The sequence below is a fragment of the Exiguobacterium sp. 8A genome (assembly GCF_902506275.1).
Classification (GTDB): Bacteria; Bacillota; Bacilli; order Exiguobacteriales; family Exiguobacteriaceae; genus Exiguobacterium; species Exiguobacterium profundum.
This window is the reverse complement of sequence record NZ_LR733630.1, coordinates 2,016,938-2,032,734: the sequence shown is the minus strand read 5'-3', so window position 1 is coordinate 2,032,734 and position 15,797 is coordinate 2,016,938. Positions and strand designations below refer to the sequence as shown.

Annotated in this window: 12 protein-coding genes and 2 tRNA genes; all 14 read left to right on the top strand. The window is 49.8% G+C overall.

Going from position 1 to position 15,797, the window contains the following annotated elements; translation table 11 throughout:
• Window positions 1–127 precede the first annotated feature (127 nt).
• The 14 genes from spoVG (at window position 128) to tilS (ending at window position 15,776) form a co-directional block, all read left to right on the top strand.
• The gene (gene spoVG, locus GVY42_RS10565) at window positions 128–427 is read left to right on the top strand and encodes a septation regulator SpoVG (RefSeq protein ID WP_012727733.1); all 300 of its coding nucleotides are present in this window, start codon (window positions 128–130) and stop codon (window positions 425–427) included.
• Between the two features lie 184 nt (window positions 428–611).
• On the top strand, window positions 612–1,967 hold the full coding sequence (gene glmU / locus GVY42_RS10560; RefSeq protein ID WP_012727732.1) for a bifunctional UDP-N-acetylglucosamine diphosphorylase/glucosamine-1-phosphate N-acetyltransferase GlmU: 1,356 nt from the start codon (window positions 612–614) through the stop codon (window positions 1,965–1,967).
• A gap of 45 nt (window positions 1,968–2,012) precedes the next feature.
• On the top strand, window positions 2,013–2,969 hold the full coding sequence (locus GVY42_RS10555; protein WP_012727731.1) for a ribose-phosphate diphosphokinase: 957 nt from the start codon (window positions 2,013–2,015) through the stop codon (window positions 2,967–2,969).
• A 55-nt stretch (window positions 2,970–3,024) separates the two neighbouring features.
• The gene (pth, locus tag GVY42_RS10550) at window positions 3,025–3,582 is read left to right on the top strand and encodes an aminoacyl-tRNA hydrolase (protein WP_012727730.1); all 558 of its coding nucleotides are present in this window, start codon (window positions 3,025–3,027) and stop codon (window positions 3,580–3,582) included.
• Between the two features lie 45 nt (window positions 3,583–3,627).
• On the top strand, window positions 3,628–7,155 hold the full coding sequence (gene mfd / locus GVY42_RS10545) for a transcription-repair coupling factor (RefSeq protein WP_159563171.1): 3,528 nt from the start codon (window positions 3,628–3,630) through the stop codon (window positions 7,153–7,155).
• Entirely contained in the window at window positions 7,139–8,686 is a 1,548-nt protein-coding gene (locus GVY42_RS10540) for a polysaccharide biosynthesis protein (RefSeq protein ID WP_159563170.1), read from the top strand. Before mfd ends, GVY42_RS10540 begins: the two co-directional genes overlap by 17 nt.
• Before the next feature lies 1 nt (window position 8,687).
• Window positions 8,688–10,103, top strand: coding sequence for a nucleoside triphosphate pyrophosphohydrolase (mazG, locus tag GVY42_RS10535; RefSeq protein WP_159563169.1), 1,416 nt, complete (start codon window positions 8,688–8,690; stop codon window positions 10,101–10,103).
• Window positions 10,100–10,372, top strand: coding sequence for an RNA-binding S4 domain-containing protein (locus GVY42_RS10530; protein WP_012727726.1), 273 nt, complete (start codon window positions 10,100–10,102; stop codon window positions 10,370–10,372). The genes mazG and GVY42_RS10530 overlap by 4 nt, the downstream gene beginning before the upstream one ends.
• A gap of 42 nt (window positions 10,373–10,414) precedes the next feature.
• A complete protein-coding gene (locus tag GVY42_RS10525; RefSeq protein WP_012727725.1) occupies window positions 10,415–10,789 on the top strand; it encodes a septum formation initiator family protein in 375 nt (124 codons plus the stop codon).
• Between the two features lie 74 nt (window positions 10,790–10,863).
• Window positions 10,864–11,376: a S1 domain-containing RNA-binding protein gene (locus GVY42_RS10520; RefSeq protein ID WP_012727724.1), complete on the top strand. Its 513-nt coding sequence runs from the start codon at window positions 10,864–10,866 to the stop codon at window positions 11,374–11,376.
• A gap of 202 nt (window positions 11,377–11,578) precedes the next feature.
• Window positions 11,579–14,191: a YhgE/Pip domain-containing protein gene (locus GVY42_RS10515; RefSeq protein WP_159563168.1), complete on the top strand. Its 2,613-nt coding sequence runs from the start codon at window positions 11,579–11,581 to the stop codon at window positions 14,189–14,191.
• Window positions 14,192–14,323: 132 nt separating this feature from the next.
• A tRNA-Met gene (locus GVY42_RS10510) sits at window positions 14,324–14,400 on the top strand.
• Between the two features lie 9 nt (window positions 14,401–14,409).
• A tRNA-Glu gene (locus tag GVY42_RS10505) sits at window positions 14,410–14,481 on the top strand.
• A 68-nt stretch (window positions 14,482–14,549) separates the two neighbouring features.
• Window positions 14,550–15,776 carry a tRNA lysidine(34) synthetase TilS gene (gene tilS / locus GVY42_RS10500; RefSeq protein WP_159563167.1) on the top strand — a complete coding sequence of 409 codons (1,227 nt, stop codon included), beginning with the start codon at window positions 14,550–14,552 and terminating at the stop codon, window positions 15,774–15,776.
• Window positions 15,777–15,797 lie beyond the last annotated feature (21 nt).

Below are 15,797 nucleotides of genomic sequence, written 5' to 3'. Positions count from 1 at the left end.
GATTTCGTTTTATGATTAGAGGGTATAGAGTTATCAATATGGAGTCATGACGTTCGTTTGAAACCAACTGAACCTTACAGAAGACCACACCATGGCGTAGACAACGATGAAAAAGGGGATGCGAAACATGCAGATCACAGACGTAAAAATTCGCAAAGTCGCGACAGAAGGCAGAATGAAAGCGTTGGCCTCAATCACACTTGACCATGAATTCGTTGTACACGATCTTCGAATCATCGAAGGAAGTAGCGGTCTATTTGTCGCCATGCCGAGCAAACGGACACCAGAAGGGATTTTTCGGGATATTGCGCATCCGATTAACGGGGAGATGCGACAAAAGGTCGAAGCGGCTGTATTGGAAACCTATTCCAATATGGATGTGGAAATCCTTGACCCACAACATGTGTCATACGGTACACATGAATGACAGAAAACAGCGGTTAGGTTGCCTACCGCTGTTTTTTTGCGTTTCAATGGTTAAGGAACGGTACAACTATTGAAACGAAGGCATGGTTTCGATATAGTAGAAACGGTGTAAATAGGATTTAGTTGCAGAAAAGCCGAACTATACAGACCAATCACAGCTGTTGTGAGATAGGAGCGAATCAAGCATGGAGCGTTTTGCAGTCATTTTGGCAGCAGGAAAAGGGACGCGAATGAAGTCGAAGTTATATAAAGTACTTCATCCGGTTCTAGGGAAACCAATGGTCGAACATGTTGTCGATCAGTTAGACCAAATCGGTGTCAGTCGTCAAATCGTAATCGTTGGCCATGGGGCGGAAGCGGTACAAGACACGCTCGGCACACGGGTAGAGTATGCGGTCCAGGAAGAGCAGCTTGGAACAGGACATGCTGTTCAGATGGCTGAAGCAGAACTTGCGGGTAAATCAGGGGCGACGCTTGTCGTCTGTGGAGATACACCGTTACTCACGGCAGAAACGTTAGAAGCCCTTCTCGCGCATCACGAAGCGCAACAAGCAAAAGTCACGGTGTTGACTGCGATTGCTGACGATGCGACCGGATATGGTCGAGTCGTTCGTGGTGAAGATGGGAATGTGACGAAAGTCGTGGAACATAAAGATGCTTCAGAAGCAGAACTTGCCATCAATGAAATCAACACAGGGACGTACGTATTCGATAACGAATTGTTGTTCGATGCGCTCAAACAAGTCGGTAACAACAATGCACAGGGCGAATATTACTTACCTGACGTCATTTCAATCGCAAAAGAAGCGGGCGAAGTGGTTGCGGCGCATACAGCACCGACGTTTGATGAGACGATTGGGGTCAATGACCGCGTCGCCTTGTCGCAAGCGGAAGCCATCATGCGCAAGCGGACAAATGAGCGTCTCATGCGTGAAGGGGTTACCTTCATGGACCCGGCATCGACGTACATTTCACCAGACGTGGTCATCGGATCGGATACGGTCATTTATCCGGGAACGGTCATTCTTGGCAAGACGACGATTGGCTCAGAATGTGTCATCGGACCAAACTCGGACATCCGCAACAGTGTGATTGAAGACCATGCCGTCGTACGCCAGTCTGTCGTGACTGATAGCCGAATCGGTGAGGCGGCTCAAGTCGGACCGTTCGCTCACTTACGTCAACAAGCTGTCCTCGGTGCGAACACGCGCGTCGGCAACTTTGTAGAGATTAAAAAATCGACGTTCGGTGACGGTGCGAAAGCGTCACACCTGAGCTATATCGGGGATGCGTCAATCGGTGAGCGCGTCAACTTAGGCTGTGGATCAATCACAGTGAACTATGACGGTAAGAACAAGTTCGAGACAGTCGTGGAAGACGATGCATTCGTTGGCTGTAACGTCAACTTGATTGCCCCTGTAAAAGTCGGGAAAGGCGCGATTGTCGCTGCTGGATCGACGATTACGAGTGATGTACCAGAAGAGGCGCTAGCGATTGCACGCGAACGCCAAACGAATAAAGAAGGCTACACAAAACGATAACTTGCTGCCAATCATTATGGAAAACAACGGAGGAGAATCCTAAACATGTCTACTGTATACGAACGAGAAATTCGTCTATTTAGCTTAAACTCGAACCGCCCGCTTGCTGAAGAAATCGCGAAAGAAATTGGTGTCCCGCTCAGCGATTGCCAAGTCAAACGTTTCAGCGACGGTGAACTCTATATCAACATCGAGGAAAGTGTTCGTGGAGATGATGTGTATGTCATCCAATCAACAAGCTCGCCTGTAAACGAAACGCTCATGGAATTGCTCGTCATGATTGATGCACTCAAACGTGCTTCTGTCCGTACGATCAACATCGTGATGCCGTATTATGGGTACGCACGTCAAGACCGTAAAGCACGCTCGCGTGAACCGATCACGGCGAAACTTGTCGCTGACCTTCTTACAGTAGCGGGTGCGACACGCGTCATCACGATGGATTTGCATGCAGCGCAAATTCAAGGATTCTTCAATATTCCGGTTGACCAATTACTTGGTGTACCGCTCATCTCGACTTACTTTGAAACAGAAGAGTTTCAAGCGAAAGATATCGTGGTCGTTTCTCCAGACCACGGTGGCGTGACACGTGCACGTAAATTGGCAGAACGTTTGAAAGCGCCGATTGCTATCATTGACAAGCGTCGTCCGAAAGCGAACGTCGCTGAAGTCATGAATATCGTCGGCAGTGTCGAAGGGAAAACGGCGATTTTGATCGACGACATCATCGATACAGCTGGAACGATCACACTTGCGGCAGATGCTATCGTCGAAGCGGGTGCGAAAGAAGTGTATGCGTCTTGTACACACCCAGTCCTTTCTGGTCCAGCGATGGAACGTATCGACAATTCATCAATCAAAGAGTTGGTCGTCTTAAATACCATCGATTTGACGGGTCGTCCTTGCTCGAGCAAGATCAAGCAAATGTCGGTCGCCCATTTGCTTGGGGAAGCGATTATGCGCGTACACGAGCATAAATCGGTCAGTACCCTATTCGATTAAAAAACGAGGCCCGGAGGCATTCGCCTTTGGGCTTTTTTGTTCAGGAGGAAATGATATGAAATGCATCGTCGGTCTTGGGAATCCCGGGAAAAAGTTTGAGATGACGCGGCACAATGTCGGTTTTTTAGCAATTGACCGTCTCGCCGAAAAGCATGGCATCTCGCTGAATGAAGCGAAGTTTAATGCCCTTATGGGAACGGGAAGAATCAATGGTGAACGCGTTGTACTTGTCAAACCACTCACGTATATGAACTTGTCGGGTGAAGCCGTCCGTCCCATTTTAGATTATTATAAAATTGAAATTGATGATTTATTAGTCATTTATGACGATTTGGATATGGTGCCTGGCAAACTTCGTTTCCGTCCGAAAGGGAGCGCAGGTGGTCATAATGGGATTAAATCTCTCATTCAACACTTGGGAACGGCTGAATTTAAACGATTGAAGCTCGGAATCGGTCGTCCCCCGCACCCGATTAAAGTCGTCGACTGGGTGTTGATGAACTATCGTAAAGACGAGTTACCAGAATTAAATGAAACACTCGACAACGCCGTAACCGCAGCCACTGATTTTGTGGATACAGATTGGCTGGCGCTGATGAATCGATACAACTAAAGGGTCATTGTACCCTTTTTTGTCGTATGAGTTGGAGGAAAACAAATGAATGCTTTAGAGAGATTTATGGTGGCGCTCCCTGAAACGAATGTGATTCGAGAGCGACTCCAAAAAGTAGACCGTCAATTGGTGACGGGTTTGACGACAAGCGCAAAAGCGCTCGTCTTGGCTGGACTCGTGAAATCGTCCTCGAGACGTCTTATTGTCGTGACGCATAACATGTATCAAGCCCAAAAGATGTTCGATCAACTTGAATCACTCATCGGTCCGGACAAAACGTTGTTGTATCCGATCGATGAGACGCTAGCAGGTGAACTGTCACTGACGTCTAGTCCGGAACTGTTAGCCGCCCGAATTGATGCCCGTACTCGTCTCCTCGACCAAACAGGAGGCGTTGTTGTCGTGCCGCTTGGTGGATTACGACGCTATGTACCAAGTCCGGAAGCGTGGCAAGACAGTCGCATCATGTTGAAGCCAGGAAGTGACCTCGATTTAGCGGATTTTTCGAAACAATTGACGGGCATGGGCTATGAACGAACGGCAACGGTGACGACACCTGGTGAATTTTCCGTACGAGGGAGTATTCTAGATGTTTATCCGCTTACAGAAGCGCGCCCATATCGAATCGACCTGTTCGACACCGAGATTGACTCAATTTTCACGTTTGACGCGGAAACGCAACGCTCGCTTGGTGTAGTGGGGGAAGTGTGCATTACGCCTGCGACCGAGTTCATCGCAACGGAGAATCAGCTGAAGCAGGCGGGCGGTACGCTTCGGAAGCAGTACGACCGAACCGTCGAGTTGATTGGGAATGAAGTGATCCGTCAAGCCCTTGAAGAAGGAGTCATGACAGACATCGAGCGGCTTGAGCGTGGAGACCTTCCGGAGAAAGTTGGGAAGTATTCGCCATTGCTCTATACGTCCACACTCCTTGACTACGTTGGGAAAGACGCCGTCCTCATTTTAGATGAGGTGGCACGAATCGAGGACGCTGCGGACGTACAGGATCGTGAAGAGGCGGAATGGTTCTCCTCACTTATCGAAAAAGGGGAGGCTGTCAGCAATTACACGCTCGCCGTCCCGATGCATAAAGTCTTCCGCGACTTGAAGCAAGTCGCGTTCTCCTTGCTTCCGTCTCGTCGTTCGGGCATTCCGGAGAGCGATACGGTCCATTTGAGCTGTCGTCCGCTACCGGCGTTCCACGGTCAGATGCATCTATTGAAGCAGGAAGTCGAACGATGGCAGCAAGGTGATCAACGAATCGTCGTACTTGCGGGAGATAAGTCGCGTGCAGATAAGATTGAAGCGCTTCTTTCCGACTATGGAATCGCCTCGACCTTCACCAATGTCGATGGAGAGTTAGAACCGAGACGTGTCTCGGTCATCATCGGTCAAATCGAAGGGGGATTCGAACTGTCGACGAGCCGTCTCGTTGTCATATCGGAAGAAGAGTTGTTCAAGCGTGTGACGAAACGAAAACGTCAGACGAAGAATTTGACGAACGCCGAACGAATCAAGAGTTACCAAGAGCTGAAACCGAACGATTATGTCGTCCACGTGCACCACGGAATCGGGAAGTACCTTGGCATTAAAACAATCGAGGTCGGTGGAATCCATCAGGATTACCTGCACCTCGTCTATGCAGGGGACGACGCCCTCTACGTGCCGGTCGACCAAATCGATCTCGTCCAAAAATATGTCGGTGCCGAAGGAAAAGAGCCAAAGATTTATAAACTCGGCGGCACCGAGTGGAAGAAAGTAAAATCGAAAGTTGCCAAATCGGTTGAAGACATTGCTGATGAGCTCATTAAATTGTACGCGGCACGAGAGGCCTCGGTCGGTTTCGCGTTCCCTCCGGACGATGAAGAAATGGGTCAGTTCGAATCCTCTTTCCCGTACGCCGAGACAGAAGACCAGGTCCGTTCGATTGCAGAAATCAAAGCGGATATGGAACGCTCCCGTCCGATGGATCGCCTTTTGTGTGGAGATGTCGGATACGGAAAAACGGAAGTGGCAATTCGGGCGGCGTTCAAAGCCGTGCTCGCCGGTAAACAAGTGGCCTTTCTTGTCCCGACGACCGTCCTCGCCCAACAGCATTATGAAACGATGCTCGAGCGGTTCAGCGAATTCCCGATCAACGTATCGGTCATGAGTCGTTTCCGTTCGAAGAGTGAAATGACGGCGACGAAGAAAGGTTTGAAAGAAGGTACCATTGACATCGTCGTCGGGACACACCGCGTGTTGTCCAAAGACGTGACGTTCGCCAACCTCGGTCTCGTCATCATCGATGAAGAACAACGGTTCGGCGTCAAACATAAAGAGCGTCTGAAACAGTTGAAGACGAACATCGACGTCCTCACGTTGACGGCGACACCGATTCCACGGACATTGCATATGTCGATGATCGGAATCCGTGACTTGTCCGTATTGGAGACACCGCCAGAGAATCGTTATCCTGTCCAAACATACGTCATGGAATACGACGGCATCGTCTTGCGTGAAGCGCTCGAACGTGAACTCGCTCGCGGAGGACAGGCGTTCTTCCTCTATAACCGTGTCGAAGGGATCGAACGGAAAGCGGAAGAGATCCGGGCCTTATTGCCGGATGCACGAATTGCTACGGCCCATGGACGTATGACTGAAAGTGAGCTCGAGAGCCAGTTAATCAGCTTCCTAGAGGGCGAGGCGGATATTTTAGTCTCAACGACAATCATCGAGACGGGAATCGACATTCCAAACGTCAACACCCTCATCGTCCACGATGCCGACAAAATGGGACTGTCCCAGCTCTACCAACTCCGAGGTCGTGTCGGACGTTCGAATCGCATCGCCTATGCGTACTTTACGTATCGGAAAGACAAGCGCTTGACGGAAGTGGCAGAAAGTCGTCTTCAGGCCATCAAAGAGTTCACAGAGCTCGGCAGTGGTTTTAAGATTGCGATGCGCGACTTGTCGATTCGTGGGGCCGGGAACTTACTCGGTGCACAACAGTCTGGATTCATCGATTCGGTCGGTTTCGATCTGTACTCACAAATGCTCTCTGAAGCCATTGAGGAACGGAAAGACCGCATGCGTGGACAAGCGAAACAAGTCGTCTTCAAACCGGAGATCACTTTCCAGGCCGATGCGTATATCCCTGATGACTACTTGTCAGATAGCGAATTGAAGATTGAGATGTACAAACGCTTCAAATATGTAGATACGCCGAACGCGTTGTTCGCCCTTCAAGATGAACTGATTGAACGATTTGGCGAATTCCCGGAACCGGTCGCGTTGCTCATTCAATTGACACGTCTGCGTATTTATGGAGAACTGGCAAAAGTGAGTCGAATCAAGCAGACGCCAGGACGTATCGAAATTGTCTTATCGAAAGAATCGACGATGGCTCTGGATGTCCCGTCCTTCATGGAGTGGTCGATGCCTCTTGGTCGTAAGCTTGGCGTAGGGCAAGAAGACGGCGCCTTGAAACTGTCACTCAGCGGTCGGATGCCGCTAACAGAGCTCTTGAATGATGCCGATACTGTATTAGAAGAACTGATGAAGCGGTTGGTGGGCGATGCGGTCGCCAAGTAAGTTTGCGCAAGGCGTCGTTCTGTTCGCCCTTGCCGGCTACGTATCGAAACTGATCAGCTTCGCCTATCGTGTCCCCTATCAAAACTTGGCGGGGGACTTCGGACTTTATGCCTATCAAACCGTCTATCCGTTCGCGGCCATCGTGGCGTCACTCGGCATTTATGCGATGCCGGTCGTCATTGCGAAAATCGGCGTCGGTGCGAAAGGGACGAATCGTAAGTTAGAAGTCTTATGGGGAAGCTTTTACGCCTTACTTCTACTCTCGTCCATGCTTGTCGTCACGGTATGGCTGTTTGCCCCGACCCTAGCGAAATGGCTTGGAGATGAGCAGCTAGCTCCTGCACTTCGCGTGATCAGTTTGAGTTATTTACTCATGCCGGCGTCAGCCGTGTTGCGCGGGGCTTTTCAATCGAGAGATGACTTACGACCGAGCGCATGGTCGCAAGTGCTCGAGAACTTTGTCCGCGTGACGGTCATGCTGTCCCTATTATGGATTGGGGTCCGTCTCGGAAAAGATGCATATACGCTCAGTCAATATGCGTATGGTGCGACGCTCATCGGTGGGCTTGTGGCGATTGCCTTTTTAGTTTATCGCGCACGAGGAGTGCGGATTGTGAGGGTGCGCCGCGTCACGTTTCGGAGAGGAATGAAACTCTTGTTGACGACGGGTTTCGCGGTCGGATTCGCATCACTCGGGATTTTATGGATGCAACTGGTCGACTCCTTCACCATCGTCAATTTGATGGGTGGCACATATGAGGCGAAGGTGAGCAAAGGAGTGTTCGATCGAGGATATCCGCTCGTGCAATTCGCCATTTTGTTCACCACGACCATCGGGATGGCCAACGTGCCGACGCTCGTCCGTCACTATCGGGCAGGGCATCTCCAAAAGACGACACAGGGACTCCGTTCGATGATTCGTGTGACGACGGCGATTGCTGGTGCAGCGACCATCGGGTTGATGGGAGTCATGTTTTTCTTGAACGTGGCCTTGTTTGAAGACGAGTCCGGGACGCGAGCCCTTGTCTTCTTAGCGACGAGTACGTTTGCTGCCTCCTTGGCGATTGCGAGTATGACTTGTTTGCAGGCGATTGACCGAGAGTGGGTCGCGGCACGAAGTATGGTCGTCGCAATTTTAGTGAAAAGTATGGTAAACGCATGGCTTGTCCCGAGTTACGGAATCGAAGGCGCGGCAATCGGGACGTCGATTGGATTTTTAGCGATGGCATTCTATAATTTTCGGGCGCTTGACCGTTCGATTCCGCTCGGATCATTTCGATCGAAACATTATAAATCACTATGGAAAGCCCTCGTACCGATGCTGTTCCTCATTGGCGTGTTAAACTGGCTAGGTCAGATGTGGGTCGATTCGCGAATCACTGCGTTCGGTTGGTTAATCGGAATGGTGTGTAGCGGTGCCGTCCTTTATATATGGAGATTATGGAGTACGCGAATGCTGTCACTTGCGGAATGGGAACTGATCCCGTTCGGAAGTCGTCTGCTCGATGTGCTCGAGAAAAAGGAGAACTAATATGGGTTATACAATCACGGTGGTCGGACTCGGGTCTGGTGAGTTGAATCAATTGCCGCTCGGTGTGTACCGCCATTTAAAACAACAACCGCTCGTCTGGTTGCGCACAAAAGAACATCCTGTCGTTCAAGAGTTAGAAGCGGAAGGACTCGTGTTCGAATCATTTGATTCGGTCTATGAATCGAGTGATACGTTTGAAGAAGTTTATGACCAAATTGTCGAGACGTTGTTGAGTAAAAGTGAAGAAATGGCGATCACATACGCCGTACCGGGCCACCCGTTCGTAGCGGAACGGACCGTCGAACTATTAGTGGAACGCGGTGCCGACCTTCATGTACTCGGTGGTCAAAGTTTCCTCGATGCCATGTTCCAGGCGCTCCGGATCGACCCAATCAATGGATTTCAACTGCTCGATGCGACCGCACTCGACCTTGAACGTTTGCAGGTGACCCAACATGTGCTTATCGGGCAAGTGTACGATGGATTCGTGGCGGGTGACGTCAAAGTGCAATTGATGGAACGGTATCCGGACGACCATCCCGTCACCCTTGTGACGGCTGCCGGTACGACGCAAGAACGGATTGAGCACATTCCGTTATTCGAAATGGACCGGATGGCGGAAGTGAATAACTTGACGACCCTCTACGTTCCACCGCTCGTGGATGAATCGTATTTGGCGAAGGATTTTGCGACACTCAAACAAATCATCGCAACGCTTCGAGGACCAGACGGGTGCCCGTGGGATCGTAAACAGACGCATGCGTCACTTCGCAAGTACCTATTAGAAGAGGCGTATGAGTTGATTGAAGCAATCAATGCAGAAGACGATGATGCCATCATCGAAGAACTCGGTGACGTCTTGCTCCAAGTGATGTTGCATGCTCAAATCGGAGAAGATGAGGGCTATTTCGATATTCGTGACGTAATCGGTTCCATCAGTGAGAAGATGGTGCGCCGCCATCCACACGTCTTTGGCGATGTCACCGTCGAAGATACCTCTGACGTGGTGAAAAACTGGAATGCGATTAAACAGACGGAAAAAGGGGAAAAGAAACAATCGCAACTCGATGGTGTTCTCGTCGACCAACCTTCATTGATGCGAGCGGAGCAACTTCAAAAGAAAGCGGCTCACGTCGGATTTGAGTGGGATGACGTATCCGGTGCCTTCGAAAAACTGGAAGAAGAGTTAAAAGAATGGCATGAAGACCTAAGTGATGAATCGGAACTTGGGGACGTATTGTTCTCCATCGTGAACATCGCGCGATACGTTGGGCTGAATGCCGAGCAAGCATTAGAACAGACGAACCGAAAGTTCAAACGTCGATTCGAGTATGTGGAAGCGAACGGTGACCTTCACCAGATGACACTCGAACAGATGGATGCGCTTTGGAACGAGGCAAAGGAGAAAGGTTTATGAGACTAGATAAGTTTTTAAAAGTGTCACGTCTAATCAAGCGTCGCACGTTGGCAAAAGAAGTGGCGGACCAAGGACGAATCCAACTGAATGGGCAAGTCGCGAAGGCGAGCACAGAAGTCAAAGTCGGAGATGAATTACAAATTCGCTTCGGAAATAAACTCGTCACGGTCGTCATCGATTCAATCGCAGAACATGCACGTAAAGAAGATGCGAAAGAAATGTATCGTTTACTTAAAGAAGAGAAGATGGACGGTAGTATCAACTCATAAAAAAAAGTATACTTAATGTATTAAGAGGAGGGGGATGAGGCGATGAACGGACGTAATCCGATGGATCGACAACGACGCATTCGAGCGCTAGATGAGCGTAGAGAACAGCTAGAAAAAGATACACATCGCCGACGAGTTCATCTTCGACGTCGTTTGGCGGCAGCCTCTCTCCTGTTTTTATTTGTCATGGTGTTGATTGGACAGAGTTACTTCTCGAAAGTAGGGTACGTATCGGACCAGCAACAAGCCTACGCACAAGCAAAAGTGGAGTTGCGTGAACAGCAGGCCGAACAGGATGAGTTGAAAGAGCAAGTGGAACGGTTACAGGATGAAGATTATATCGCGAACTTAGCACGAAACGAACTGCTTTTCTCTAAAGATGGAGAGATTATTTTCTACTTCTCGCCAGAGGAATAAGTCGGTTCGTTGACCGTTAGGGAAACGACTCGTATAATTAGAAAGAATCAATCAAAAAAGGAGTACATTATTTTATGTCAATTGAAGTAGGAAGCAAGGTACAAGGTAAGGTTACAGGGATTACGCATTTCGGAGCGTTCGTCGAGCTCCCAAATGGCAAGACAGGATTAGTACACATCAGTGAAGTGGCAGACTCTTACGTCAAAGACATTAACGAAGTGTTGACAGTCGGTCAAGAAGTCACGGTAAAAGTGTTGAACGTCGAAAATGATGGGAAAATCGGGTTGTCCATCAAGAAAGCAGTCGACCGTCCTGTAAGCGAACGTCCTGAGCGTCCTGAGCGTCCAGCTGGTGAGCGTTTCTCTCGTGGCCCACGTCCAGGTGGCCCAGGTCAAGGTGGTCCACGCGGTGGCGGCGGTCCACGCGGTGGCGGCCCACGTGGTGGCGGTCGTCGTGAACAACGTCGTGAACCAGAAACATTCGATACATTGATGAGTAAGTTCTTGAAAGATAGCGACGAGCGTCTTTCGACGTTGAAACGTCAAACAGACTCAAAACGCGGTGGACGCGGAGCCAAGCGCGGGTAATCCTTCGTATACCAATTAGCTTCTACTCGTAACCATAGAGGTCTTGTAATGAGACGAGCCATGAACATTTTCGTTCATGGCTTTTTTTCTGTTTAAAAAATTTATAAAAAATAACTAAAAGAGTTGCTTTTTTTCGAGGAAGGGAGCAAAATAGGGAACATGAAAAAATAGTTATGTTTTATAAGTGAAGGTGGAGAGAAAAATGAATGGATGGAAACTGTGGACGGCGGAGTGGCGAAGTATCTTCAAGAACCCACGTGTGTTGGTTCCGATTCTTGCGGTCGCACTCGTACCGTTAATGTACGCCGGTATGTTCTTATGGGCTTTTTGGGATCCGTATGGACAGATGAAAGATTTGCCGGTCGCCATCGTCAATGAAGACAAAGGGGCAACGTTTGAAGGGGAGTCGCTTGCAATTGGAGATGACCTCATTGATAAGCTGCTGGATTCGGAGGCGTTCGAGTTCGTCGAAACGACGAAGAAAGAAGCGGAATCTGGACTGAAAGACCATGACTACTACATGGCGATCGAGATTCCAGAAAACTTTTCAGAAAAAGCGACGACTGCTTTAGATGAACATCCGGAGCAACTCGAACTGAAGTATATCGCAAATGAATCGTATAACTTCTTAGCCGCACAAATCGGTGGTTCCGCGATGGAACAAGTCAAAGCGGAACTGTCGACCGAAGTCTCGAAACAGTATGTCAGTGCGTTGAAAGACGGATTGAATGATGTGGCAGACGGACTTGGTGAGGCCGCAGATGGTGCAGCGACACTTGCGGACGGCTCAACGTCAGCAAAAGACGGTGCCGTCAAGTTGGCGGACGGGACGAAGCTTCTCGCTTCGAAACAACGTGAGCTCGCGGATGGAGCAAGCCAATTAAACGATGGGATGACTCAGTTGGCCGATGGTTCATCAGAACTCGCGGATGGGACGAAGCTTCTCGCTTCGAAACAACGGGAACTGGCGAATGGAGCAAGTCAATTACGTGATGGTGTTTCGCAATTGGCCGACGGCTCATCTGCACTCGCGGATGGCAGTCAACAAGTATACGAGGGCTCAGCCTCACTTTCGGACGGGGTCCATCGTGTCAGCGAGGGCGCTTCTGCATTACAAGGCGGGACGAGCCAACTCGTTGACGGAACAGGAGCGTTCGCATCTAAACTAGATGAGCTGCACACAGGTGCGAAGACGTTGAACCAAGGTGTTCAAGACCTTGCTGCCGGCATCGAGCGCTCGAAAGAGGGGGCATCTGCATTACAGGATGGTGCCACAAAACTCTCAGGAGCGTTGACTCAGGCGAAGGACGGAAACGCGGCACTTGTTGCGGGTCAAACAGACGTGGTCAATGGAATCGGACAAATGAAGTCTGAATTGACTGCGAAACAAGATGAGTTGATTGGACAATTGACAGCGCTCGCTGAGTCGGGTCAATCGGCATCACCTGAAATGCTTCAAGCCATTGCGGCACAACTGAGCGAAGGGAAGCAAGAGACGGCGGCCGGGTTTGATCAACTATCCGCTGGCGCGACAAAAGTGAAAGAAGGACAGGTCGCACTTGGCGCAGGTCTTGATCAGGCAGGTACAGGTGCAGACAAACTATCGACTGGACTTTCTGAATTGAGTACCGGTCAAACGAAATTGGCCGAAGGTGCGAACGCATTGGCAAGTGGTTCAAGTCAAATCGAGCAAGGTACGCAAACGGCGGCCGATCGTTCCCAAGAACTTGTGTCAGCGAGTGCGAAGCTCAATCAAGGCGCGACACAACTTCAAGATGGGACAACTGAGCTCGCCGCTGGAAGTGACAAGCTTGTAGACGCGACTGGACAGTTGTCTGAGGGTAGCGAAAAGCTTGCGGATGGAGCGAAGAGCGCAAGCACCGGTACGAATGAATTGGTGAATGGTGCGAATCAATTAGCGGACGGTGGTCAAAAGCTGCAGTCAGGAAGCCGTGAACTGGCCGAAGGTGCGAAGGGTGCCGGAGCCGGAACGAGCAAGCTAACGGATGGCGCGAATCAGCTCGCGAATGGTGGACAAGAACTTTCAGACGGTAGCGGTGAACTCGCTGACGGAATGAAAGAGCTCGCATCAGGTAGCGATGAACTTCGTGACGCCTTGGTAAAAGGTGCGAAAGACGCAGACATCGGTCTAACAGATGACAACGTCGAGATGATGGCCGGTCCAGTGTCGCTCGTCGACAACTCGATTCACGAGGTGCCAAACTACGGTACTGGATTTGCTCCGTACTTTATGTCACTCGGACTTTTCGTTGGGGCACTCCTTCTCTCGATCGTTTATCCATTATACGATCCAGCAGGGCGCCCGAAACGTAGTCTATCGTGGGTATTGTCGAAATCTGGTGTCCTCATGGTCGTCGGATTCTTGCAAGCCTTGATTCTCGATGTGGCTATGGTGCAACTGCTCGGTCTTGAAGTGAGCGAACCATTGAAATTCTTCGGTTTCAGCTGGTTGACGAGCATCACGTTCCTCTTTATCGTACAGTTGCTCGTGACAACACTCGGAAACCCTGGACGTTTCGTGGCGATCGTCTTGTTGATTTTACAATTGACGACGTCAGCCGGGACGTTCCCGCTTGAATTGATTCCAAGAGCATTGCAACCATTCAATGCCTTGCTTCCAATGACGTATACGGTTGCCGGATATAAAGAAATTCTATCGGCAGATGGTGCGCAGTACTTGCAGACGGCGACAACCTATTTAGTGTTTGTGGCTGCCGGATGTTTTGCATTACTATGGGCGTACTTCCGGATCGCATGGAAGAAAAAATATCGTCAAGTCGCATCAGAAGCATGATGTAAATACGATACAAAATCGTGTATAGTGGGGAAGACGACACTATACACGATTTTTTTCTTAAAAAAAGAATTGACACTCGAATGGTGACTGGTTATTATAGAAAATGTGCTTAGGACACAACAATAACATGGCGGTGTAGCTCAGCTGGCTAGAGCGTACGGTTCATACCCGTGAGGTCGTGGGTTCGACTCCCTCCGCCGCTACCATTTTATTTAGGCCCGTTGGTCAAGCGGTTAAGACACCGCCCTTTCACGGCGGTAACACGGGTTCGAATCCCGTACGGGTCACTTAACCTAAGCGTAAAGAAGCCATCTCAATCGAGATGGCTTCTTTTGTTATATCAAGGAGGGAATTCATGAAAAAGGTACTCGTCGCTGTGTCGGGTGGAGTCGATTCCATTGTCTTATTGGACCGTCTCGTCAAGCAAGGATGGGATGTGGCGGTGGCGCACGTCCATCACGGTTTACGAGAAGCATCAGATGAAGAGTACACGTTCGTCGCACACGTAGCGGCATCCTACCAAGTCGCGTTTCATGGGACGCGTCTCCATTTTCAAGAAGGAGCATCACAGGCTCATTACCGTAAGGCCCGCTACCGCTTTTTTGAAGACGTCATGAATGAACATGGATACGATACACTGGCCACGGCTCATCATGCGGATGATGTGTTGGAGACGGTGCTCATTCAACTTCATCGAAACGTAATCGAAGTGAAAGGAATTCCCGAGAGAAGAACGTTCGGGCGTGGGACGTTGATCCGTCCTTTATTAAGAGAAACAAAGGTGCAACTCATCGAGTATGCTCGGAAAAACGAACTTGCCTGGAGGGAAGATGCCACCAATCAGGAAGTGATCTATTTACGGAATCGGATCCGTCACGAAATCATCCCGAGGCTGAAACAACTGTGGCCGACAGTCGTTGACGATGTATACGATACGGCGAAACAGGCATACGCTGAATGGGACATGCGTTACCAGTCATGTGGGCGATGGATTGAAGAAAATGTGGATCTTGAAATGAAAGCGTTTCATGTGAAACTTGATGAGTTTAATCGCTTATCCTCACTTGAGCGGTATACGGTCGCTCGCTTGCTGTCCCGTCGCTATGGGGTAGAGGTCGGTGAGGCGGTCGAAAAGTTAAGCATGAGTCAAAAGGACACCGGAACCTATCACCTGTCAGGTGAGTGGTTCATGATGAAGCAGAAGAGGGTACTTAATCTTGTACAACGTTCGACAGAAGCATCACTTCACCCCGTTCAGGTCGAGTCGTTACCGGCCGTCGTTCAATTTGGAAAGCGTACGGTTTCGTTGTCCATCGAAGAAGGACGAGAAGGTATTCCGCTAAAGGAAATCACTTATCCGCTGACAATTCGTTCGCTCGTACCTGGAGATCGAATGCAGTTGAACGTGGGGACAAAAAAAGTATCCCGCATCCTAATCGATGAAAAGGTTGAGCGAACCATTCGACCGACGCTCCCGTTGCTTGAGGACGCCTCGGGACGAATTCTCGCGATTGTTGGGGTAAGAGTTTCAGAATTTCTAGACAAGTCGGATGCGATTTGCCTACGATTAATGGTAAAATGATGATTGTGTCGAAACAGAAAG

Bases quoted from the DNA above. Each gene is read 5' to 3' on its own strand.
- spoVG (WP_012727733.1), top strand. From the start codon at position 128: ATGCAGATCACAGACGTAAAAATTCGCAAAGTCGCGACAGAAGGCAGA.
- glmU (WP_012727732.1), top strand. From the start codon at position 612: ATGGAGCGTTTTGCAGTCATTTTGGCAGCAGGAAAAGGGACGCGAATG.
- GVY42_RS10555 (WP_012727731.1), top strand. From the start codon at position 2,013: ATGTCTACTGTATACGAACGAGAAATTCGTCTATTTAGCTTAAACTCG.
- pth (WP_012727730.1), top strand. From the start codon at position 3,025: ATGAAATGCATCGTCGGTCTTGGGAATCCCGGGAAAAAGTTTGAGATG.
- mfd (WP_159563171.1), top strand. From the start codon at position 3,628: ATGAATGCTTTAGAGAGATTTATGGTGGCGCTCCCTGAAACGAATGTG.
- GVY42_RS10540 (WP_159563170.1), top strand. From the start codon at position 7,139: ATGCGGTCGCCAAGTAAGTTTGCGCAAGGCGTCGTTCTGTTCGCCCTT.
- mazG (WP_159563169.1), top strand. From the start codon at position 8,688: ATGGGTTATACAATCACGGTGGTCGGACTCGGGTCTGGTGAGTTGAAT.
- GVY42_RS10530 (WP_012727726.1), top strand. From the start codon at position 10,100: ATGAGACTAGATAAGTTTTTAAAAGTGTCACGTCTAATCAAGCGTCGC.
- GVY42_RS10525 (WP_012727725.1), top strand. From the start codon at position 10,415: ATGAACGGACGTAATCCGATGGATCGACAACGACGCATTCGAGCGCTA.
- GVY42_RS10520 (WP_012727724.1), top strand. From the start codon at position 10,864: ATGTCAATTGAAGTAGGAAGCAAGGTACAAGGTAAGGTTACAGGGATT.
- GVY42_RS10515 (WP_159563168.1), top strand. From the start codon at position 11,579: ATGAATGGATGGAAACTGTGGACGGCGGAGTGGCGAAGTATCTTCAAG.
- tilS (WP_159563167.1), top strand. From the start codon at position 14,550: ATGAAAAAGGTACTCGTCGCTGTGTCGGGTGGAGTCGATTCCATTGTC.